Annotated in this window: 15 protein-coding genes; 7 read left to right on the top strand and 8 right to left on the bottom strand. The window is 69.5% G+C overall.

Annotated elements, in window-relative coordinates; genetic code table 11:
• Window positions 1–137: 137 nt before the first annotated feature.
• Window positions 138–2,240 (bottom strand): DNA gyrase/topoisomerase IV subunit B, encoded by a 2,103-nt coding sequence (locus F8O04_RS07370; RefSeq protein WP_158028610.1) that lies wholly within the window; start codon window positions 2,238–2,240, stop codon window positions 138–140.
• A gap of 175 nt (window positions 2,241–2,415) precedes the next feature.
• Between F8O04_RS07370 and F8O04_RS07365 the strand changes: the two genes are divergently transcribed.
• Window positions 2,416–4,407, top strand: coding sequence for an alanine racemase (locus F8O04_RS07365; protein ID WP_188726218.1), 1,992 nt, complete (start codon window positions 2,416–2,418; stop codon window positions 4,405–4,407).
• A gap of 174 nt (window positions 4,408–4,581) precedes the next feature.
• On the opposite strand, the gene F8O04_RS07360 is transcribed toward F8O04_RS07365, so the two are convergent.
• Complete coding sequence (locus tag F8O04_RS07360; protein WP_158028608.1) at window positions 4,582–5,355, bottom strand: type 1 glutamine amidotransferase; 774 nt, start codon at window positions 5,353–5,355, stop codon at window positions 4,582–4,584.
• On the bottom strand, window positions 5,352–6,641 hold the full coding sequence (locus tag F8O04_RS07355) for a MurT ligase domain-containing protein (protein WP_225734910.1): 1,290 nt from the start codon (window positions 6,639–6,641) through the stop codon (window positions 5,352–5,354). The genes F8O04_RS07360 and F8O04_RS07355 overlap by 4 nt, the downstream gene beginning before the upstream one ends.
• A 254-nt stretch (window positions 6,642–6,895) precedes the next feature.
• Between F8O04_RS07355 and F8O04_RS07350 the strand changes: the two genes are divergently transcribed.
• Window positions 6,896–7,141, top strand: a complete 246-nt coding sequence (locus tag F8O04_RS07350) for a DUF7455 domain-containing protein (RefSeq protein ID WP_158028607.1) — start codon at window positions 6,896–6,898, stop codon at window positions 7,139–7,141.
• Window positions 7,142–7,209: 68 nt separating this feature from the next.
• On the opposite strand, the gene F8O04_RS07345 is transcribed toward F8O04_RS07350, so the two are convergent.
• The 3 genes from F8O04_RS07345 to F8O04_RS07335 form a co-directional block, all read right to left on the bottom strand.
• Window positions 7,210–8,715 carry an RNA polymerase sigma factor gene (locus tag F8O04_RS07345; protein WP_158028606.1) on the bottom strand — a complete coding sequence of 502 codons (1,506 nt, stop codon included), beginning with the start codon at window positions 8,713–8,715 and terminating at the stop codon, window positions 7,210–7,212.
• A gap of 298 nt (window positions 8,716–9,013) precedes the next feature.
• Window positions 9,014–10,330, bottom strand: a complete 1,317-nt coding sequence (locus F8O04_RS07340) for an MFS transporter (protein ID WP_158028605.1) — start codon at window positions 10,328–10,330, stop codon at window positions 9,014–9,016.
• A 27-nt stretch (window positions 10,331–10,357) separates the two neighbouring features.
• The gene (locus tag F8O04_RS07335) at window positions 10,358–11,302 is read right to left on the bottom strand and encodes a proteasome assembly chaperone family protein (RefSeq protein WP_158028604.1); all 945 of its coding nucleotides are present in this window, start codon (window positions 11,300–11,302) and stop codon (window positions 10,358–10,360) included.
• 62 nt (window positions 11,303–11,364) lie between these two features.
• Here F8O04_RS07335 and F8O04_RS07330 point away from each other — a divergent pair, with 62 nt between their 5' ends.
• From F8O04_RS07330 to sucB, 3 genes are all read left to right on the top strand, one after another.
• Window positions 11,365–12,876, top strand: coding sequence for a leucyl aminopeptidase (locus tag F8O04_RS07330; RefSeq protein ID WP_158028603.1), 1,512 nt, complete (start codon window positions 11,365–11,367; stop codon window positions 12,874–12,876).
• 202 nt (window positions 12,877–13,078) lie between these two features.
• Window positions 13,079–14,449, top strand: coding sequence for a dihydrolipoyl dehydrogenase (lpdA, locus tag F8O04_RS07325; RefSeq protein ID WP_158028602.1), 1,371 nt, complete (start codon window positions 13,079–13,081; stop codon window positions 14,447–14,449).
• Window positions 14,450–14,505: 56 nt separating this feature from the next.
• Window positions 14,506–16,413: a 2-oxoglutarate dehydrogenase, E2 component, dihydrolipoamide succinyltransferase gene (sucB, locus tag F8O04_RS07320; RefSeq protein WP_158028601.1), complete on the top strand. Its 1,908-nt coding sequence runs from the start codon at window positions 14,506–14,508 to the stop codon at window positions 16,411–16,413.
• 73 nt (window positions 16,414–16,486) lie between these two features.
• On the opposite strand, the gene F8O04_RS07315 is transcribed toward sucB, so the two are convergent.
• On the bottom strand, window positions 16,487–17,779 hold the full coding sequence (locus F8O04_RS07315; protein WP_158028600.1) for a hypothetical protein: 1,293 nt from the start codon (window positions 17,777–17,779) through the stop codon (window positions 16,487–16,489).
• A 119-nt stretch (window positions 17,780–17,898) separates the two neighbouring features.
• On the opposite strand from F8O04_RS07315, the gene F8O04_RS07310 reads away from it, so the two are divergent.
• Window positions 17,899–18,612: a DUF4191 domain-containing protein gene (locus F8O04_RS07310; RefSeq protein WP_158028599.1), complete on the top strand. Its 714-nt coding sequence runs from the start codon at window positions 17,899–17,901 to the stop codon at window positions 18,610–18,612.
• An 82-nt stretch (window positions 18,613–18,694) separates the two neighbouring features.
• Here the strand turns inward: F8O04_RS07310 and F8O04_RS07305 are convergent, their stop codons facing one another.
• Window positions 18,695–19,117, bottom strand: a complete 423-nt coding sequence (locus F8O04_RS07305; protein ID WP_158028598.1) for an RDD family protein — start codon at window positions 19,115–19,117, stop codon at window positions 18,695–18,697.
• Window positions 19,118–19,318: 201 nt separating this feature from the next.
• On the opposite strand from F8O04_RS07305, the gene glnA reads away from it, so the two are divergent.
• Window positions 19,319–20,743, top strand: a complete 1,425-nt coding sequence (gene glnA / locus F8O04_RS07300) for a type I glutamate--ammonia ligase (protein ID WP_158028597.1) — start codon at window positions 19,319–19,321, stop codon at window positions 20,741–20,743.
• The last annotated feature ends 90 nt before the right edge of the window (window positions 20,744–20,833 follow it).

Genomic DNA, 20,833 nt, shown 5'->3' with positions numbered 1-20,833 from the left:
CGAGGTCGGAGGCGCGGGGGAAGGTCACTGAACTACGGTAGGCGATACCGGTGCGGTGACGGCGACGGGTGCCGTTGCTTCATGCCACATGCAGAGATTGCGCGGCCCGACGTGCCGTTGCGCCGGCGGGCCTCCGACTACACGTCGATGAACTCCGGCGCGATGCTCTTCGAGCTCTCAAAGAGGAACTCCTTGCGCGGCGCGACGTCAGTGCCCATGAGCAGGTCGAAGACGCGTTCGGCATCGGCCGCGTGCGTCACCGAGACACGGCGAAGCAGGCGGGCTGCCGGATCCATCGTGGTGCTCCAGAGCTGGTCTTCGTCCATCTCGCCAAGGCCCTTGTAGCGCTGAATCGGTTCCTTGTAGGAGGCGTTCTGCCGCGCGAGGCGCTTGAGAAGCCCGTCGAGCTCCGCCTCCGAGTACGTGTAGACCATCTCGTTCTTCTTCGCCCCGCGGCGCACGATCTCGACGCGGTGAAGCGGCGGCACCGCGGCGTACACGCGGCCTGCTTCGAGCATGGGCCGCATGTAGCGGAAGAACAGGGTGAGCAGAAGGGTGCGGATGTGCGCGCCGTCGACGTCGGCGTCGCTCATGAGGATGATCTTGCCGTAGCGGGCCGCACCGAGGTCGAACGATCGCCCCGACCCCGCCCCCACGACCTGGATGATGCTCGCGCACTCGGCATTGCTGAGCATGTCGCTGACCGAGGCCTTCTGCACGTTGAGGATCTTGCCGCGAATCGGCAGCAGCGCCTGGAACTCCGAGTTCCGGGCCGGCTTGGCCGTGCCGAGCGCCGAGTCCCCCTCGACGATGAACAGCTCGGAGTGCTCGACGTCGTTGGAGCGGCAGTCGACGAGCTTCGTCGGCAGTGAGGAGCTCTCGAGCGCCGTCTTGCGACGCTGGGTCTCCTTGTGGGCGCGGGCCGAGATGCGCGCCTTCATCTCGGAGACCACCTTCTCGAGCAGCATCGACGCCTCGGCCTTGTCTTGGCGCTTCGTGGAGGCGAAACGCTCCTTCAACCCGTTCGTGATCACGCTCGACACGATCGCGCGAACGGGTGGTGTCCCCAGCACTTCCTTGGTCTGCCCCTCGAACTGCGGCTCCGGGATGCGCACGGTGACGACCGCGGTGAGGCCCGCCAGCACGTCGTCCTTCTCGAGCTTCTCGTTGGCGCCCACTTTGAGCTTTCGGGCGTTTCGCTCGACCTCGGCGCGCACGAACTTCAGGAGCCCCTGTTCGAACCCCGCGTGGTGGGTGCCGCCCTTGGGGGTGGCGATGATGTTGACGAAGGAACGCACGGTCGTGTCGTAGCCGACGCCCCAGCGCAGAGCGAGATCGACGGTCGCGGTGCGCTGCACCTCGCGCGACACCATGCGACCCTCGTCGTCGAGGACGGGAATGGTCTCGGTGTAGTCCCCCTCCCCCTCGATGCGCCACACGTCGGTCGTCGGCGCATCTGGCGCGAGAAACTCGGCGAACTCGGCGATGCCGCCGTCGTACCGGTAGGACTGGTCGATCGGCTCGGCCGAAACGTCACGGGCATCCCGGATCACCATCTCGAGCCCCGGCACCAGGAACGCCGTCTGGCGTGCCCGCGCAGCCAGCTCATCGGGCTGGAACGATGCGCCCTTGATGAAGATCTGCGGATCGGCCCAGTAGCGAACGCGCGTTCCGGCGCGACCGCGGGGCGCCTTGCCGACGACGCGCAGCTCGGACCCCTCCGTGAACGGGGCGAACGGCGCATCGGGCCGCGGCTGCCCCTCGCCGTCGTCGAACACCCCGGGCTCGCCCCGGTGGAAGCTCATGGCGTAGACCTTGCCGCCTCGCGTTACCTCGACATCGAGTCGCTCGGACAGCGCGTTGACGACCGAGGCGCCGACCCCGTGCAGGCCTCCCGCCGTGCCGTAGTTGCTCGCACCGAACTTGCCGCCGGCGTGGAGCTTCGTGAAGACCACCTCGACGCCCGTCAGGCCGGTCTTCGGCTCGATGTCGATCGGGATGCCGCGGCCCGCGTCCTCGACCGTGACAGAGCCGTCGGCATCCAGCGTCACGGCGATGCGATCGCCGTGCCCCGAGAGCGCCTCGTCGACGGAGTTGTCGATGATCTCCCACAGGCAGTGCATGAGGCCGCGCGAATCGGTCGACCCGATGTACATGCCCGGTCGCTTGCGAACGGCTTCGAGGCCGTCGAGCACGGAAAGATGCCGGGCGGAGTACTGGTCGGGCGTCGGTTCTGCCACGCTGCTCCTTCATTCGGGCTGGGGGCGTTCGGGCTGGAACGTGCTGTCGGGCTGGCACGACCTTCCGAGCCTACTGGCGCAGCGGCGTGTCGCCGGCCGAGACACGCGTCATGATGCCCGACGCCCGGCGCGCGACCGGCTGTTAGCCTGGCGCAGCCCTCGAGAAAGGTCCCTCGTGTCCGCCGATTTCCGCATCCCGCACTCTGTGCGCCGCGTCGCCGAGATCTCGCTCGACGCGCTCGTCACGAACCTCGGCGCACTGGGCGGCGAGAACCCGGCGGTCGATGTGCGCGCGGACGCCTACGGCCATGGCCTCGAGGTCGTGGCGCCGGCGTTGCTCGAGGCGGGGGCCCGCACGTTCGTGGTGTCGCCCGACGTCGACGTCGACGCGACCGGGTCACTCGGTCGCCTCCTGGCCTCGCAGGGCGCTCGTGCGATGACGGCAGCGACGATGGCCGAGCGCGGCGAGACGTTCATCGGACCGGAGCTGTACGGACTCACCGACCGTTCGCTGCGGCCGGCCATGCGGTTCGCCACCGAGGTGCTCGGTCTCAAGGCCGTGCAGGCCGGCGAGGGTGTGTCGTACGGCTTCACCTATCGCCCCGGCAGCGACACCACGCTCGCTCTCGTCGGCGTCGGCTACGCCCACGGGGCGGTGCGCCGCGCCTCGAACCGCGTGCGCATCCGGATCGGCCGCGGCCTTCACCCCGTCGCCGGCGCGATTTCGATGGATCAGCTCTCGGTCGACCTCGAGGTGGCGCCCACGGCCGATCCGCGCGACGCCGCCGTGCGGGTCGGCGACGAAGCCGTGCTGTTCGGCGACCCCGCCATGGGCGAGCCCCACGTGCTGGACTGGGCCGAGGCGACAGGAATCCCCGCACCCGCGATCACCTCGCGGGTGTCGAGCGTCGTCGCCCGTGTGGCGATGCGCGGCGGGCGCGAGGCCGCGCGTTCGGCCGAGCCGTCGGTCTCGACGGCCGCGCTCGACCTCGCGCAGCTTTCGGCGAGCGCTGTGCCGTCGCGGGCGACCCCGGCCGCAGCTGGGAAAGCGCGCCCGAGAGCCGAATCTTCGAGGGCCGCGGCCGTCGCGGCGCCTGCTTCGCGCGCCGTCGCCCGTATCGATCTCGACGCGCTGCGCCGGAACGTTGCGACGCTCGCGGCCACGGTCGCTCCCGCGAGCACCATGCTCGTGGTGAAGTCCGACGCCTACGGGCACGACCTGTTCTCGTGCGTGCACGCCGGTCTCGACGCGGGAGCGACGTCGCTCGGTGCGCTGGAGATCGGTGCCGGTCTCGCGCTTCGCGACGGCGGCATCACGGTGCCGCTGTTCGCGTGGATGCACGGAACCCGCGCCGACTTCCGCCGGGCCATCGAACGCGACATCGATCTCGGCGTCTCGGCGCTCTGGCAGCTCGACGCGATCGCGGCCGCCGGCTCGGACGCGGACCGCGGCCTCGCGCGCGTGCACCTCAAGATCGACACGGGCCTGCGCCGCTCCGGCGCCAACCGCGAGGACTGGCCGCGGCTGGTGTCGCACGCCCTCGACCTCGAGCGGCGGGGCCTGCTGCAGGTCGTCGCCGCGTGGAGCCACCTGAGCGACACCTCGCCAGACGACGACCGTCGCTCGCTCGAGAGCTTCTCATCCGCCGTCGACGAGGCCAGGTCGCTCGGCGCCGAGTTCGAACTGCTGCACGTCGGGGCCTCGGCCGCGGGCATCGACTATGCCGAGGCCCGCCACAGCGTCGTGCGGTTCGGCATCGCCGCCTACGGCATCTCGCCGTTCCACGACCGCTCGGCCGGCGACCTCGGGCTGGCGCCGGTGATGTCGCTCGAGACGCGCGTGCTCCACGTCGCCGACGGCCGGGCGCTCATCTCCGCCGGCTACGGCGACGGGGTGCAGTGCCCCCGAGACGCCCAGACGCTCGTACGCATCGGCGATCGTCTGGCGCGCGTCGTCGAGGTGGACGTCGACACCGCGGTCGTCGACCTCTCGGCGAGCGGAACGGAGGCGTCGCCGGCCGACGCCGCACGAGGAGACACCGTCGTACTGTTCGGCGGCGCCGGTGCGCCGACGGCCGAGGAATGGGCTGAACGCTGCGACACGGTCGGCGACGAGCTGGTCACGGGCGTCACCGCGCGGGTCCCTCGCGTGGCGCACACGGGCTGACCCTCGACGCCGACCTCGCGCCCGCTCACGACCGCGTCGGCCCGCGGACGGCGGCGCCGACGGCCTGACGCCGGGCGCGCCCCGACCCTTCGCAGGCACCGGCACGCCCGGCTGTTCATCGGTCGGAGAGCGGCAGCGCGAGAGGGCACCGCGAGCGGCCCGGTTGGCGTGGCGCTAGGCCGTCGCCCTCGCCCCCGTGCGGCCGATGATGGCCTCGCGCGCCCGGCGGGCGTAGTCATCGACGCGGTCGATCCAGTCGCCGGCGGGACCGGCTTGGCGCTGCAGGGAACCGCCCGCACCGGCCGTTCTCGCCCGGATGGCGGCAGCCAGCATCCCGTCGGCCACGACCGGATTCAGCGCGAGCACGGTGCCGTGCAGGTGAGTGCCGATCGACGACCCGACGACGACGCCCTCGAGACCCGCGTCGGGCGCATCGGCGCCGAGGTTGCCGAAGCCCTGCACGACCTGGCCGAACGACGATGCACCGTCGTCGAGCGTGGTGACCGCGTTGTGGTTCACGTAGCCGGCGACGGTTCCGCCGGGGGTGGCGAGGACGGTCTCCCCCACCGCGTGGTTCGCACCGCGCACCGCGCGGGTGGGGAAGACGCCGAGGCCTTCGAGGGCCCGTCCGTCCTCGGTTCGGAGGCTGCCGCCGAGGAGCTGCCAGCCGCCCGAGACCGCGAGGAAGGGCACCCCCGCACTCCGCCAGGACCGCAGGCGCTCGGCGTGCCGGTACGCGTCGGGCAGGACCGCCTCGATGGCCGAGAGTGGCCCAGAGCCGACGTGCACGAGGTCGGCCCGGTCGGGCAGAGCATCGCCGATGCCGGCCGACACGACCTGCACGTCGAGGCCATACGCGGCGCCGCGGCGCTGCAGGACCGTCACGTTGCCGACGTCGCCGTTGATGCCGAGTTCGCGCGGGTAGAGGTGCAGGAGGATGAGGCTCACGAGTTGACCTTCCCCTCGAGACCGGATGCGCCGAGCCTGCGTCTGATCGCCATCATCTCCTCGTAGTTGACGATGAGCAGCTTTCGGCCGTTCGACGGCGCGGGCAGCTGCAGGAAGGCATCGACGGCCGCCGAGGTGTTCGGCTCGACGCGCTCGACGTGGATGCCCCCGTACTCCAGGCGGGCGGCGATCTGCCATGCCTTGGTCCCCGAGACGAGATCGACGCGGCGAAGCTTTGACAGGTCGGAACCGAAGATCCACGACGGGTCCGGCGTTCCCTCGTCGACGGCGACGAGCACGCGCTCCGGCGTGCCGTCGAGCGCATCGAGGTTCATCTGCAGACTCGGCGGGTTCTTCATCATGACGATCTCAAGTTCCTGGCCACGATGGACGAGCACCTCCCCGCGGCCGTAGACGGTCTTCGTCACGGCGAGGGCGTCGCGCACGGTCGCGGCGCGGAAGTCGGAACCCAGGATCTGCATCGCTGTCGCGACGGCGCCGGCCGCATCGACCGCGTAGTGCAGGCCACGGGCGGGCAGCGCGACCTCCTCCGTCACACCGCCCATGCGCAGGTGGGTCCGGCGATCGCCGAGCCCGGTGACCTGCACCGTGCGGAACTCGTCGTCGACGAGGGCGGGCGCGCCCGAGGCCGACTCGAAGTTGGACAGGCCGTTCGGCGCGGTCCGGGCGACGTCGTCGTTCACGCCGAACCACGTCACCGGCTGGGCAAGGCGCTCGCCGAGGCCGCGGAGCGAGTCGTCATCGGCGTTGAGGACAGCGAAGTCATGACAGGCACGAGCGATCACCTCGAGGAAACCCGCGACGCGGGTGGGGTCGTAAAAGCGGTTGAGCTGGTCGACCTGCACGTTGAGCAGCAGCACGCCGCGCGGGCGGAGGTGTTCGAGCAGCTGCGGGCCGAAGGCCTCGTCCACCTCGAGCACGGCGATGTCGGCCCGCAGCCGGCCGTCGGGTCCCACGTCCGGCAGCATCGACGAGGCGATGCCCTGCGGCAGGTTGCCGCCGGAGGAGTTGGTGAAGACCTTCAGTCCGTGGGCACGCAGCATCGTCGTGAGGAAGTGCGTCGTGGTCGATTTGCCGTTCGAACCCGATACGAACACGACGCCGAGCGGAAGCCCCTCGACGGCGGCGCGCAAGAAGTCGGGCGAGATCGCGAGGGCGACGCGCCCCGGCACGGCCGATCCGCCGCCGCGCAGTCGCATCGCGGCCCGGGCGCCACGCCCGAGCGTCGTGGCGACCCCACGTCGAATCCGGTCAAACTGAGCCACGTAAGTCCTCCCTGGCGCAAGAGGCCGCTCGAGGTCCCGGTACGCCGTATCGTCGTGAAGCCGCGTTGCCGGAGTCGGCGCGCGGGCACGGTGCCCCAGTATCCCATGCACGCCCGCCCTTGACGGGTGCGCGCATGTCAAGTGCGAGTGAGCGGTTCCCGTTCGCTGCGCGCTGAGCGAAACGGGGTCACTTTCGTCTCGAATCTCGGCCGCGCGTGCTTGGATGGTCGGACCCCGGAACAAGGAGGCACCACATGATCGACACCACGACTGCCCCCGCATCCGCATCGACCCCGCTGACGGCCTTCGACCGCTGCGACGCGTGCGGTGCGCAGGCTTACGTCCGCGTGGAACTCGCCCTCGGCGAGTTCCTCTTCTGCGGCCACCACGCCGCGAAGCACGCTGAGAAGCTCCGCCCCGAGGCGGTGCACTGGCACGATGAGCGCTCGAAGCTCTACGCGGGCGATGCCCGCACCGCGCCGGTCGGCGCCGACAGCTAGCCGACAACGCACACGAACGGCCCTCGCAATCGCGAGGGCCGTTCGTGTGCGTTGAGCGCGCGCCGACGCTACTCGAGGTAGTCGCGCAGCGACTGCGAGCGAGAGGGGTGGCGCAGCTTCGCCATCGTCTTCGACTCGATCTGCCGGATGCGCTCGCGCGTTACGCCGAACGTGTCCCCGATCTGGTCGAGCGTCTTCGGCATCCCGTCGCCGAGGCCGAAGCGCATGCGGATCACTCCGGCCTCGCGCTCGCTCAGGGAGTCGAGCAGCGACTCGAGCTGCCGCTGCAGCATCGTGAAGCTCACGGCATCAGCCGGAACGACCGCCTCGGTGTCCTCGATGAGATCGCCAAACTCGCTGTCGCCGTCTTCACCGAGCGGCGTGTGCAATGAGATCGGCTCGCGGCCGTACTTCTGCACCTCCACGACCTTCTCCGGCGTCATATCGAGCTCGATGGCGAGTTCTTCCGGCGTGGGCTCGCGCCCGAGATCCTGGAGCATCTGCCGCTGCACGCGGGCGAGCTTGTTGATGACCTCGACCATGTGCACGGGAATGCGGATGGTACGCGCCTGGTCGGCCATCGCCCGGGTGATCGCCTGGCGGATCCACCACGTCGCGTAGGTCGAGAACTTGAAGCCCTTCGTGTAGTCGAACTTCTCAACGGCACGGATGAGGCCGAGGTTGCCCTCTTGGATCAGATCGAGGAACTGCATCCCGCGTCCGGTGTAGCGCTTCGCCAGGCTGACGACGAGGCGCAGGTTGGCACCGAGCAGGTGGCTCTTCGCGCGCTTCCCGTCGCGAACGATCGACTTGAGCTCTCGCTCGAGCTTGCGGTCGGTGATGTTGCCGTTCGCCAGCTTGTCTTCGGCGAAGAGGCCCGCCTCGATCCGCATGGCGAGGTCGACCTCCTCTTCGGCGTTGAGGAGCGCAACACGGCCGATCTGCTTGAGGTAGTCCTTGACGGGATCGGCGGTCGCGCCCGTGATGGCGGCCGAGTAGACCGGCGTCTCCTCCTCGTCGTCGGTCGGCGTGAGCACGAGCGCGCCCGCGGCCTTCACGGCGGCGGAGGCGGCCTCGCTCTGGTTGGCCCCCGGCTCCTCTTCAGCCTCGTCGAGCTCGTCCGTCACGTCGGCGGCGGCGTCGCCCGCGACGACCTCGGGGCTGATCGCCTCGGTGTCGGCCTCCGGCGCGTCGGTCTCGTCGTCAGCCGTGTCCTTCGCGGCGCGCTTCGTCGATGCGCCCTTGGCCGCCGTCTTCTTGGCGGCGGGCCGCTTCGCTGCCGGGCGCTTCGCAGCCGGCTTCTTGGCCGGCGTCGCCTCGGCCGCCTCGCCGGCATCACCGGTCGTCGCCTCGGCGTCGGCCCCGGCCGAGTCCGCCTCCGGAGCGCGCTTGCGCGACGCCGTTGACGCCGGCTTCTTCGCGCCGACAGGCTTCTTCGCTCCGGTCGTCGTTCGCGCAGCAGTCTTCGTCGCCGTCGAAGCGGCGCGGGAGCGCGTCGAGGACGCCGGCGCCGTTGCCGTGGCCTCGTCGACCGCGGCAGTCGTCGCGTCGCTCGTCTGAGTTGTGGTTGCCATCAAATGTTCCCTTCGCAAGAAGCTGCGGGCATAAGGAAGGCCCATGTCAAGCCCCAAGAGGGGCAAGCTGGGTCCAAGGATCCAGTGTCTCACGGATTTGCTGGCCTTCCGCACAGAGCACCGGCGCTCCCCCGTTCGATCGTCAATCTGCGGCCGGTCAGGCGGCGCGGCGTTTCGACGGCCCTTCATGCGGGTGACGCCGCGAGCCCGGCCGGAATGTCATTCGGCGCGTCCCTCCACGGGCATCCGGATGTCCTCCATACAACACACGTCGTCGCCCGATATTCCCCTCGGACCATCACTCACCGAGGTTTCGTCGCTGCCGCCAGCGGCGCGCGACCGCGACCCAGAGCCGTCCGACGATGATCCCCTCGTCGTGTTCGAGGCGGCGTCGCGCCTTATGCCGCACGATGATGATCGCCGTCATGCCTGCCACCAGGATCACGGGGTACACGGCGTACGCGGCGCGGTAGTCGCCGAGCGTCGGCACGCCACCCGCACCGGGGCCGACGAGGTCGAGCACGACCCCGATCACGAACATCGTCGTGAGGCTGGCGAGGAATCCGCCCACGTTGACGACGCCCGATGCCGCACCGAAGCGCGCCGCCGGGTTCGAGGTGCGCGCGAAGTCGAACCCGATGGTGGAGCCGACGCCGCCCGCGCCGAGCACGGCGATCACGACGATGACGAACCAGAGCGGAGGAACCCCCGGCCAGACAAGGAAGGTGACCCAGGTCGCCAGCGTGAGACCGCTGATGCCGAGCACGAGATTCGAGCGGCGGAATGGAAACCTCGCCGTGAGCACGCCGATGACGGGTCCGATCGCGAGACCGAACACCACAATGAGCGACAACAGCAGCGACCCGAGCGCCGGCGAGTAGCCGAGGCCGTTGACCATCATCGGGTAGCCCCACAGCAGCGAGAACGACACCATAGAGAACTGTGTCGTGAGATGCGTCCAGAAGCCGAGTCGCGTGCCGGGGTGTCGGAACGCCTCGTTGACGCTCCGGAGTGCGTTCGCCGCCGAGACGGGCGTGCCGGCGAATCGGGTACCCGCGCTGTCGCGGAGCACGGCGACGCCCAGGACGAGCGACACGACGGCGAGCCCCGCGATGGACAGAAACGCGGGCGCCCATCCGGTCGCTCCGAGCAGGGCGGCGAAAGGGAGCACCGACAGGATCTGACCGGTCTGACCGGTCGCGGAGTACCACTGCGTCATGATCGGCACCCGCGGCGCCGTGAACCACGAACCGATCAGCCGGAGTCCCGAGACGTACGTCGTCGCGTCGCCCGCCCCGACGAGCATCCGCCCGACGATCGCCCAGCTCAGATCGGGCGAAAGGGCGACCGTCGCCTGCCCGACGACCATGAGGGCCGCTCCCGTGAGGATGAGCCGCGAGGGACCGAACCGGTCGAGCAGCATGCCGACCGGGATCTGGAGCGAGGCGTAGACGATGACTTGCATGACGCCGAGCGCCGCCAGCTGCGTCGCGCTCGTCTCGAACCGCTCGGTTGCGATGATGCCGGCCGCCCCGAGCGACGATCGCTGTGCCACCGCGACGAGGTAGGCGAATGCGGCGACCGCGAAGACGAGCTGCGAGCGACGTGACGACACCTTCGCATTGTGGCAGGCACACGGGCGTCAGCCTGCATCCCGGTCGACCGGTCCCCCTTTGTCGCCCTTGTCGTCGCTGTCGCGGGTCCGAGCGAGGAACTGCTCGAGCTCGCGCGCCAGGTCGTCGGCCGTCGGCAGGTCCTCTGCATTGATCATCGACGGCTGGTTCGGGAGGTTCGCAAGGTAGGAGTCGTGCTGCTGCTCGAGCGACGAGATGAGTTCGAGCACCTCGTGGTTGCCGGTGATCTGCTCGTCGACCGACTGGCGGAACTCGCGGTCGGCCTCGCGCAGCGCCGAGGTGGAGAGCATCAGGCCCGTCACCGTGCCGAGACCCTCGATCACGGCGATCGCGCCGCTCGGCACGGGCACCTCGGCGACGTAGTGCGGAATGAGCGCGACGAGGCCGAGCACGGGATAGTCGCGCTCCGCCAGCCGTGCCCCCAGGACGTGCGCGAAGTGCGCGGGGGCCTCGGTGTGCGGCGACCAGACGGAAAGCTGCTCCGCGAGATCGGCCCGGTTGCCCGTCACGCTCAGACGGACCGGACGGGTGTGCGGCACCGGCATCGCGAACGAGTGCGCCCAGGTGACCGAGGAGACCTCGAGATCATCGGCGAGCGCCACGAGCTCGTTCGCGAGCGTGTCCCACCGATAGTCGGGCTCGAGGCCCGCGAGAAGGAGATAGGGGATGCCGGCGTCGTCGTGGAGCAGGCGCACTTCAAGGGACGGCATTCGGATTTCGCCGAGCGACGGCCCGTCGATCGCGACGATCGGCCGCCGGGCGCGGTAATCGAAGACCTCGTCGATGGCGACGCGCGCGACAACCGTCGAATCGACGTCGTCGAGCAAGTGCTCCCGAAGCTGCGGCACGACCTGGCCGGCATCGCGATAGCCGGCGAGCACGACGACGAGCGGCATGCCGGGGGGCAGCTCAATCGTCGGCCATTCGCGGTGGACGAGTCGTTCGGCATCCATGGTCCTCCCAATCGTAGGGCGTCCACCACCACGACGTCGGACGGTCGCCGTACCCTGGCACGGTGCTGATTCCTGATTTCGAAACCCGTTCCTCCCGCTTCGATGACGATGTCGTGACGATCATCGGCGTTCGCGACGCCGACGGCACTCCCGAGCTGCTGCCAACGGCCGGCGCCGAATCGCTCGCCGACGCGCTTGGCGCCCTCGGCGCGACGGGCAAGCACGGCGAGGTCACGCGGGCGCTGCTCGGCGCCGCCGGTCGCACCGTCCGCGTCGCGCTCCTTGGCCTCGGCTCCGGCGATCCGACCGTCGACGACTGGCGCGCCGCGGCGGGCTCGGCCGCGCGGGCCCTCGGCGGCGAGCCCGCCGTCGCCGTCGCCGTCGACGGGCTCGATGACGCGCTGGCCGAGCAGATCGCCATCGGTTACACGCTCGGCGCGTACCGGTTCGAGAACTACCGTTCCGAGACCAAGCCCCCGATCGAGCGACTCGTCTTCGTCGTCGAGGAGTCCGGCGTACTCGCTTCGGCGCTCGAGCGGGCTCGCATCGTCTCCTCGGCCGTGGCCCTCGTTCGCGATCTCGTGAACACGCCCGCGAACGATCTGAGCCCCGCGAACTTCGCCGACCTCGCGTCCGCCACCGTCGGGGGGCTCGGCATCACGACCGAGGTGCTCGACGAGGCCGCCCTCGAGGCGGGCGGGTACGGAGGGCTGCTCGGTGTCGGCCGGGGATCGGTGCGGCCGCCCCGACTCGCCGTGCTGCGGTGGCAGCCGCAGGGCGCGAGGGTCAGCGTCGCGCTCGTCGGCAAGGGCATCACCTTCGACACGGGCGGGCTCTCGCTCAAGCCGGCCGGATCGATGGTGGGGATGAAGTTCGACATGGCGGGCGCCGCTGTCGTCGTCGGCGTGATGTGCGCGCTCGCGCAGCTTCAGGCGCCCGTCGCGGTCACCGGCTACCTGTGCCTCGCAGAGAACATGCCGTCCGGCGAGGCGACCCGGCCCGACGACGTCCTGACGATGCGCGGCGGCAAGACCGTCGAAGTAACGAACACCGACGCCGAGGGCCGGCTCGTCATGGCCGACGCCCTCGTCGACGCGAGCAGCACACACCCCGACGCGATCATCGACATCGCAACCCTCACGGGTGCGCAGGTGGTTGCGCTCGGCAACCGCACGACCGGCGTCATGGGCAACGACGACGCGTGGATCGAGCGCGTGACCGACGCCGCGGCACGCGTGGGAGAGCCCGCCTGGCGCATGCCCATCCCGGAAGAGGTCGGCAAGCCGCTCGAGTCGGGGATCGCCGATATCGCCAATGCGAGGCCAGGTAACCGAGCGGCGGGCATGCTCACGGCTGCCTGGTTCTTGCGCGAGTTCGTCGGGCGGACCGAGTCGGGAGAACCCGTACCGTGGGTGCACCTCGACATCGCAGGCCCCGCCAACAACGACACGTCGGCCTTCGGGCTCACACCGAAGGGTGCGACCGGAGTGATGACGCGCACGCTCATCGAAGCACTCGAGTCGGTCGGTGCCGAGGGCGTTTCACCCGGCGGCGTCGGCGACCCGGCCGTCTAATCCACCTTGGCCGTGCGGCCTTATCCGCCGCTGCACCCCATGCTCGCCCGGGCTGGGCGGCCGGCGAGCGATGGCGTTGCGAGGCGTGCTCGTCCCACCGGATCGTGGGAGGCCGCGTAGTAGGGTTGACACGCGTCTTTTCGCTCGGTTCGGCGCGCCACCAGCGGCCGAGTCGTCATGTTTTCAATGAGGGAGCACTTGAGTGTCAGAACAGAACTTCGACCTCGTCGTCCTCGGAGGTGGAAGCGCAGGTTACGCGGCCGCGCTCCGCGCCATCCAGCTCGGCTCGACCGTTGCACTCGTCGAGAAGGATAAGCTCGGAGGCACGTGTCTGCACCGCGGGTGCATCCCCACGAAGGCGATGCTCCACTCGGCCGAGGTCGCGGACACCGCGCGTGACGCGGCAAAGGTCGGCATCGACGCCGAGTTCACGGGCGTGAACATCGAACGCGTCGGCGAGTTCCGCGACGGCATCGTCGCGAGCAAGTTCAAGGGGCTCACCGGTCTGCTCAAGGCGAAGAAGGTGCAGGTGTACGAGGGCGAGGGCAAGCTCACCTCTCCCACGACCGTCCAGGTGGGCGACACGGCTCTCATCGGCAAGAACGTCGTGGTTGCCACGGGTTCGTACCCCCGCTCGCTGCCGGGCCTCGACATCACCGGGAACGTCATCACCTCCGAGGAGGCCCTGCGGCTGGACTGGGTGCCACAGCGGGCGATCGTCCTCGGCGGCGGGGTCATCGGGCTCGAGTTCGCGAGCGTGTGGCGCTCGTTCGGGGCCGAGGTGACGATCATCGAGGGCCTCCCGCACCTGGCTCCCAATGAAGACGAGGACATCTCGAAGGCCCTCGAGCGCGCGTACAAGAAGCGCGGCATCGCCTTCAAGCTCGGCGCGCGGTTCTCCGGCGTCACGCAGGACGACTCGGGCGTGCACGTCAGCCTTGAGAACGGCGAGACGCTCGATGCTGACCTGCTGCTCGTGGCAGTCGGCCGTGGTGCCGCGACCGAGGGCATCGGCCTCGAAGACGTCGGCGTCACGACCGACCGGGGCTTCGTGCCGGTGGATGCCGGCCTGCAGACCAATGTGCCGGGCGTGTACGCCATCGGCGACATCGTTCCCGGCCTCCAGCTCGCGCACCGCAGCTTCCAGCAGGGCATTTTCGTCGCCGAGCAGATCGCCGGGCTGAACCCGGTCGCGGTCGACGACGCCAACATTCCCAAGATCACGTACTGCGAGCCGGAGATCGCCTCGGTCGGCCTCAGCGAGGCGAAGGCCAAGGAACTGCACGGCGACGTCGTGACGACCTACGACTACAACCTCGCCGGCAACGCGAAGAGCTCGATCCTCGGCGGCGCCGGGTTCGTGAAGATGGTTCGCCTCAAGGACGGACCCATCGTCGGCGTGCACATGATCGGGCCTCGCGTCGGCGAGCTCGTGACCGAAGCTCAGCTCATCGTGAACTGGGAGGCCTACCCGGAGGACGTCGCTCAACTCGTGCACGCCCACCCGACGCAGGGCGAAACCCTCGGCGAAGCGGCCATGGCGCTCGCCGGGCGCCCCCTGCACGCAATCTAAGAAGGCCGGCATCAAACCAGCGCGCCCGCGCGGCGTAGGTGAGGAGAACACGAACCATGAGTGAAGACGTCAAGCTGCCGGCGCTCGGCGAGAGCGTGACCGAGGGCACCGTGACCCGGTGGCTCAAGTCCGTCGGTGACACGGTCGAGGTCGACGAAGCGCTGCTCGAGGTGTCGACCGACAAGGTTGACACCGAGATCCCGTCGCCGGTTGCCGGCGTCGTCGAGGAGATCCTGGTCGACGAAGACGAGACAGCCGAAGTGGGCGCCGTGCTCGCGCGCGTGGGTGAAGGGTCGGGCCAGGGCGGAGACGACGCGGCGCCAGAAGCCGATTCCGCTCCCGCTGAGGCCGAGGAGGCACAGGCCGAGGAGGCACAGGCCGAGGACGCGCAGGCGGACGAGGCCCAGACAGAGAAGGCGCCTGATGAAGAGGCGTCAGAACCGCCGACTTCCGACGCGCCGGCCGAGGCCGCTGAAGAGGACGTCGACGAGTCGCCCGCCGAGAAGGGCGAGACGGGGAACGGAGCGTCGCAGGACGTCACGCTTCCGGCGCTCGGCGAGAGCGTCACCGAGGGCACCGTGACCCGGTGGCTCAAGTCCGTCGGTGACACGGTCGAGGTCGACGAAGCGCTGCTCGAGGTGTCGACCGACAAGGTCGACACCGAGGTCCCGTCACCCGTCGCGGGAACGCTCCAGGAGATCCTCGTCGGCGAGGACGAGACCGCCGAGGTCGGTGCCGTGCTCGCACGGGTCGGTTCGGGGGTCTCGGCTCCTGCTGAGGAGACACCTCCCGCGGACGCCGACACGGAGCCCGAGGAGGCTGCCGCCGAGGAGACGGCCCCCGCCGACGAGGATGCTTCGGAGGGCGATGCGTCAGCGGCGGAGTCCCCCACCGAAGAACCGGCAGCGCCGTCCTCCGACGGCGAGGAGGCACGTGCCGAGCCGAAGGCACCAGCCGCACCCAAGGCGCCGGCCGAGCCGAAGGCACCGAGTGCCGAAACGGCGCCGGCCGAGCCGAAGGGCGGGTCGAACGCGAGGTACGTCACTCCCATTGTGCGCAAGCTCGCGAGCGAGCTCGGGGTCGATCTCGAGACCGTCACCGGTTCCGGAATCGGTGGTCGCATCCGTAAAGAAGATGTCCAGGCCGCCGCCGAGTCGGCGAGCAAGCAGGCGCCTGCCGGGAAGCCCGAGACCGTCGATGCCGGTTCGTCGCTCTCCCCCGCGCCGGTCGAGGTCTCGGAGCTGCGTGGCACTCGGACCAAGATGTCGCGTCTGCGCAAGGTGATCTCGACGCGCGCCGTCGAGTCCATGACCTCGACGGCGCAGCTCACGAGCGTCGTGGAAGTTGACGTCACGCGCATCGCGTCGCTCCGCTCCCGTGTCAAGGACGCCTTCCTCACGCAGACCGGCAACAAGCTGTCGTTCCTGCCGTTCTTCACGCTCGCGGCGATCGAGGCACTGCAGACCTACCCGATCATCAACGCGACGGTCGACGGCGACGAGATCGTCTACCCCGCCACCGAGAACGTCGCGATGGCTGTCGACACCGAGCGCGGGCTGCTGACGCCGGTGATCAAGGACGCGGCAACGTTTGACATCAACGGCCTCACGGCGGCGATCGCCGACCTCGCCGCACGCACCCGGGACAACAAGCTCGTGCCGGACGAGCTCGCCGGGGGCACGTTCACGGTCACGAACACGGGGTCGCGGGGAGCGCTCTTCGACACGCCAGTCGTGTTCCTCCCGCAGAGCGCGATCCTCGGAACGGGCATCGTGGCGAAGCGCCCCGCTGTCGTCAAGACGGCCGATGGGGGCGAGTCGATCGCGATCCGCTCGCTCGTGTACCTGGCGCTGAGCTACGACCACCGCATCATCGACGGGGCCGACGCCGCTCGGTTCTTGAGCCAGGTCAAGGCACGCCTCGAGGAAGGCGCGTTCGAGGGCAACCTCGGCATCGACCTGTAACGGCGCGATGGGCCGGCCGGCCGATCGCACAGGGTGGGGCACCTTCGGGTGCCCCACCCTGTTGGCGTTCGTGTCACCGGGTTTCCAGTTCGCGTAGCAGCCAGCAGGTGCCGGCCCACACGATGGTCGCGGTCGTTCCCGATTCCGGCGGCATGCCGGCCTCGGTCGGCGACGTCTGAGGCGCCCCGCTCGGCTCGGCGCAGACGATGAGCGCCACGTTTCCGTTCCGATCGGCCACCGCGCAGCCGCGCGTGTGCGCCGATATCGGCGGCGCAGGATGATCGATGATGGCGAGGTCGACCTCGAGCCCGGGAGCGTCGCCGGCGTACAGCGCCATGAGACACGTTTCATCGCGCGAAAGGGCGCACGAGTTTCGTGCGTCGAGCAGGGCCGTGGCGGCCGCGAGCGGGTCGTCGATCTCGGTCGTGCCCTCGATCGGCGTGGCGGAGTGCCCACCCCCGCCGCCGGCCGCGGCCTCGTCTGCAACCGCGCCGTCGCCGCGAGCTTCGTCGCTGGCGCTGCGCGCTCCCGGGTGCGCCCCCGGTGCCTCCGGGCTCGCATCGTGAGCACCGTCGACGAGCACGACTGCGGCGAGCGCTGCGGCGCAGACCGCTGCGACGGCCCCAAGAAGCGGCCGGCGTCGGAGCGCACCGAGCACGCCCCGTTGCGACCATCTCTCTCCGGCGGATGCGAGACCCGCAGATGCCGAGGGCTCGTACCGATGCCCGGCACTGCCCGAACCCCCGGCGCCGCCGATGAGATCGAGCGGCTCGGGGACCGACCAGGCATACAGCGCCTCGGCGAAGGCCTGTGCCGGCGATGACGACTCCGTGGCCCGGCGAGCGGTCGGCGCTTCGCCCGTGCTCGGGATCGCGGCGGCGGTGACGCGTTCGACCTCGGTTCCCGTCGCGAACGAATGATCGTGCGCCGCCCCGGTGCCCAACACCTCACGCAGGGCCGCGGCCAGGGCGTGCGTGTCGGAGCTCCGCGCATCGAGGGGGGCTCGCCGCCGGAGGAGCCGCCTGGGGGCCCGGCGCGACGGCCGGGCGAGCCGCACCACGTGCTGCCAACCGCCGAGCATCGGCTTGCCGCTGGGATCGACGACGATGGCCTCGAGTGAAACGGCGCCATGGGCCACACCGAGCGCGTGCGCAATCGCCAGGGTTTCCGCGACGGGAGCCAGCAGGGTCACCGCCTCGCCCGGACGCAGTGGCCCCCTCGAGGCGGCGAGCGCGGCCGCGCTGATCGAGCCGTCACCGCGCCGCGTAAGCGAGGTCGCGTGGCCGCCGCGCGCCACGATCGCCGCGACCAGCCTCCGCACGGCTCCGGCAGCATCCCGCCCGCCCTCGATCCCCGCTTCGGCCATGCTGCCGAGTTTGCGCGAGACGTCGCCACCGCGGCCACTCCCCGATCGGCGGCTGTGGACGACCTCGGTGTCAACAGGCTCCCGGCGAACACCGCCGAGCCGGTATCCTGAACGACACTATGTCTCAATCTTCCACCTCGGGTGCCCAGAAGGAACCAGGTCGCTTCAGGCAGATCTGGCAAGTGCTTCGCATGACCGTGAAGTACGACAAGACTTCGCTCTGGCTGCTGATCGGCGCGTTCGTCGTGCCCGTCCTGGTCTCGGTCGGCGTCGTACTGCTCGTCGATCCGGGCAATCCGCTCATGTGGATCATCTCGATCGTGCTCGGCGTCATGGTGGGCCTGCTGCTCGCGATGTACACGCTCAACTGGCGCGCTGAGAAAGTCGCCTTCTCACAGCTCGAGGGCAAGCCCGGCGCCGCCGGCGCCGTCCTCACGTCCTCCCTGCGCGGCAGGTGGCAGACGAGCGACACCCCGGTCGCGTTTAACGCCAAGACGCAGGATGCCGTGTTCCGGGCCGTCGGCAAGCCGGGCATCGTGCTCGTTTCCGAGGGCAACCCCAACGTCTGCAAGCGGCTCGTCGGCGACGAGCGTCGGCGCGTGCAGCGCATCGTGCCGAACGTCGACATCATCCACATCCACGTCGGCAACGGTGAGGGCCAGACGCCCCTGCTCAAGCTCCGGCGCAGCATGCGCAAGCTGCCGAAGAAGCTGCAGAAGACCGAGATCCTCGCGGTATCGAACCGCCTCCGCGCCATGCCGAGCTCGTCACTGCCGATCCCGAAGGGGATTGACCCCAACCGCATCCGGCCCTCGCGCGCGCATCTGCGCTGACCCAACGCGAGACGTTGGCGCGCCCGCCGCATCCGCGACGAAGCGGCGGGCCGCCGTCACGAGAGGTGTGCGTCGCCCCGCATCACCGGCGCGCGCGAAGTGCGAGCCCGGAGACGATGTCGTGTCCCCCGCGGTTGTCGCTGTCCCATACGATCGCCGGCAACACGAGTATCAGCAGGAGCTGCCGCACGGCGGGGCGCCACCAGCCAGGCTGCTCCCCGGCCAGCGTCGTGACCTGCATGCCGAACACCAGATGACCGAGGCTGCCGCCGAACATGATGATCGACACGGCCGTGAGCACGAGGAAGATCGCCGAGATGGCGATGGCTTCGCCGCCGAAGAGCGCGTTGCCGATCCCGAGCGCGCTGGCCCAGTCCACCACCAGACCTCCGAGGCGGCGCCAGAAGCCGGCCATCGATCCGCGGCCCTCTTCGGGGAATCCGAGCCGGTATCCGGGATACTTGTTGTTCTCGGGCTTCGCGAAATCGGCGGATGCTGCGGGCATCCACCGATCGTAACGGCAGGTTGTTGCGCGGCGGGCGCCTCGGCCTCGAGGCCCCAGGTAACATCGCCGAAACATTGCAGTCACGACGGAGCAACAGCCACTCCATAGTGTGTCTGCGGTGCGGCGCCCGCAAGCCGTGCGCGACTGCGTTCGCGAGCGGCAGCGCCGACCTCCCGAAGACACGACCGATCAGGAGATCCAATGTTCAAAGACCCGTCCGAGGTACTCGCGTTCATCAGGGACGAGAACGTCACCTTCCTCGACATTCGCTTCACCGATCTCCCCGGCGTGCAGCAGCACTTCAACATCCCCGCGAGGACGGTCGACGAGGAGTTCTTCTCGATCGGTCAGCTCTTCGACGGTTCTTCGATTCGCGGGTTTGCGAACATCCACGAGTCCGACATGCAGCTCATCCCCGACGTGACGACGGCGTACCTCGACCCGTTCCGCGCCGAGAAGACGCTCGTCATGGTTTTCGACATCTACAACCCCCGCACGGGCGAGATCTACCACCGCGACCCGCGTCAGGTCGCGAAGAAGGCGGAGAAGTTCCTCGCATCGACCGGCGTGGCCGACACCGCGTTCTTCGCGCCCGAGGCCGAGTTCTACGTGTTCGACGACGTGCGTTACGACGTGACCTCGCAGCACAGCTTCTACTACGTCGACTCGGAAGAGGGCGCCTGGAACACGGGCCGAGTCGAGGACGGCGGCAACCTGGGAAACAAAACCGCCTACAAGGGCGGCTACTTCCCCGTCCCGCCGGTCGACAAGCATGCCGATCTGCGCGACGCGATCTCGGTCGAGCTCATGAACGCCGGGCTCGAGCTCGAGCGAGCGCACCACGAGGTGGGCACGGGTGGCCAGGCAGAGATCAACTACCGCTTCGACACGCTCGTGCACGCGGCCGACGACATCCTGAAGTTTAAGTACATCGTCAAGAACGTCGCCGACCAGTTCGGCAAGGTCGCCACGTTCATGCCGAAGCCGCTCTACAACGACAACGGCTCCGGCATGCACACGCACCAGTCGCTGTGGAAGGGCGGCGAGCCGCTGTTCTACGACGAGGCCGGTTACGGCTCGCTGTCGGACGTCGCGCGCTGGTACATCGGCGGCATCCTGGCGCACGCCAACTCGCTCGCGGCGTTCACGAATCCGACGGCCAACTCTTACCACCGTCTCGTGAAGGGCTTCGAGGCGCCCATCAATCTCGTGTATTCCGCGGGCAACCGATCGGCGGCCATCCGCATCCCGATCACGGGCTCGAACCCCAAGGCGAAGCGCATCGAGTTCCGCGCGCCAGATGCCTCGTCGAACCCCTATCTGGCCTTCGCGGCGCAGCTCATGGCGGGTCTCGACGGCATCAACAACCGCATCGAACCCCACGAGCCCATCGACAAGGACCTCTACGAGCTGCCCCCGGAGGAGGCCAAGAGCATCCCGCAGCTCGCGACGAGCCTGCCGGCGGCGCTCGCCGCACTGGAGGCCGACCACGACTACCTCACGCAGGGCAACGTCTTCACGACCGACCTGATCGAGACGTGGATCGACTACAAGAACGAGAACGAGGTGCAGCCGCTCGCGCAGCGCCCGCACCCCTACGAGTACGAACTGTATTTCGGCGTGTAGTTCGGCACATCGGCGTCGACGCCCAGCTCCCGCAGAAGGTCAGGGGGCTGGGCGTTCGTCGTTTCCGGCTCGCCGTCCCCGCGCGAACGC

This window comes from Pseudoclavibacter endophyticus (assembly GCF_008831085.1).
GTDB classification, from domain to species: Bacteria; Actinomycetota; Actinomycetes; order Actinomycetales; family Microbacteriaceae; genus Pseudoclavibacter; species Pseudoclavibacter endophyticus.
The sequence above is the reverse complement of the archived record's forward strand: the minus strand, read 5'-3'. Positions and strand labels throughout refer to the sequence as shown.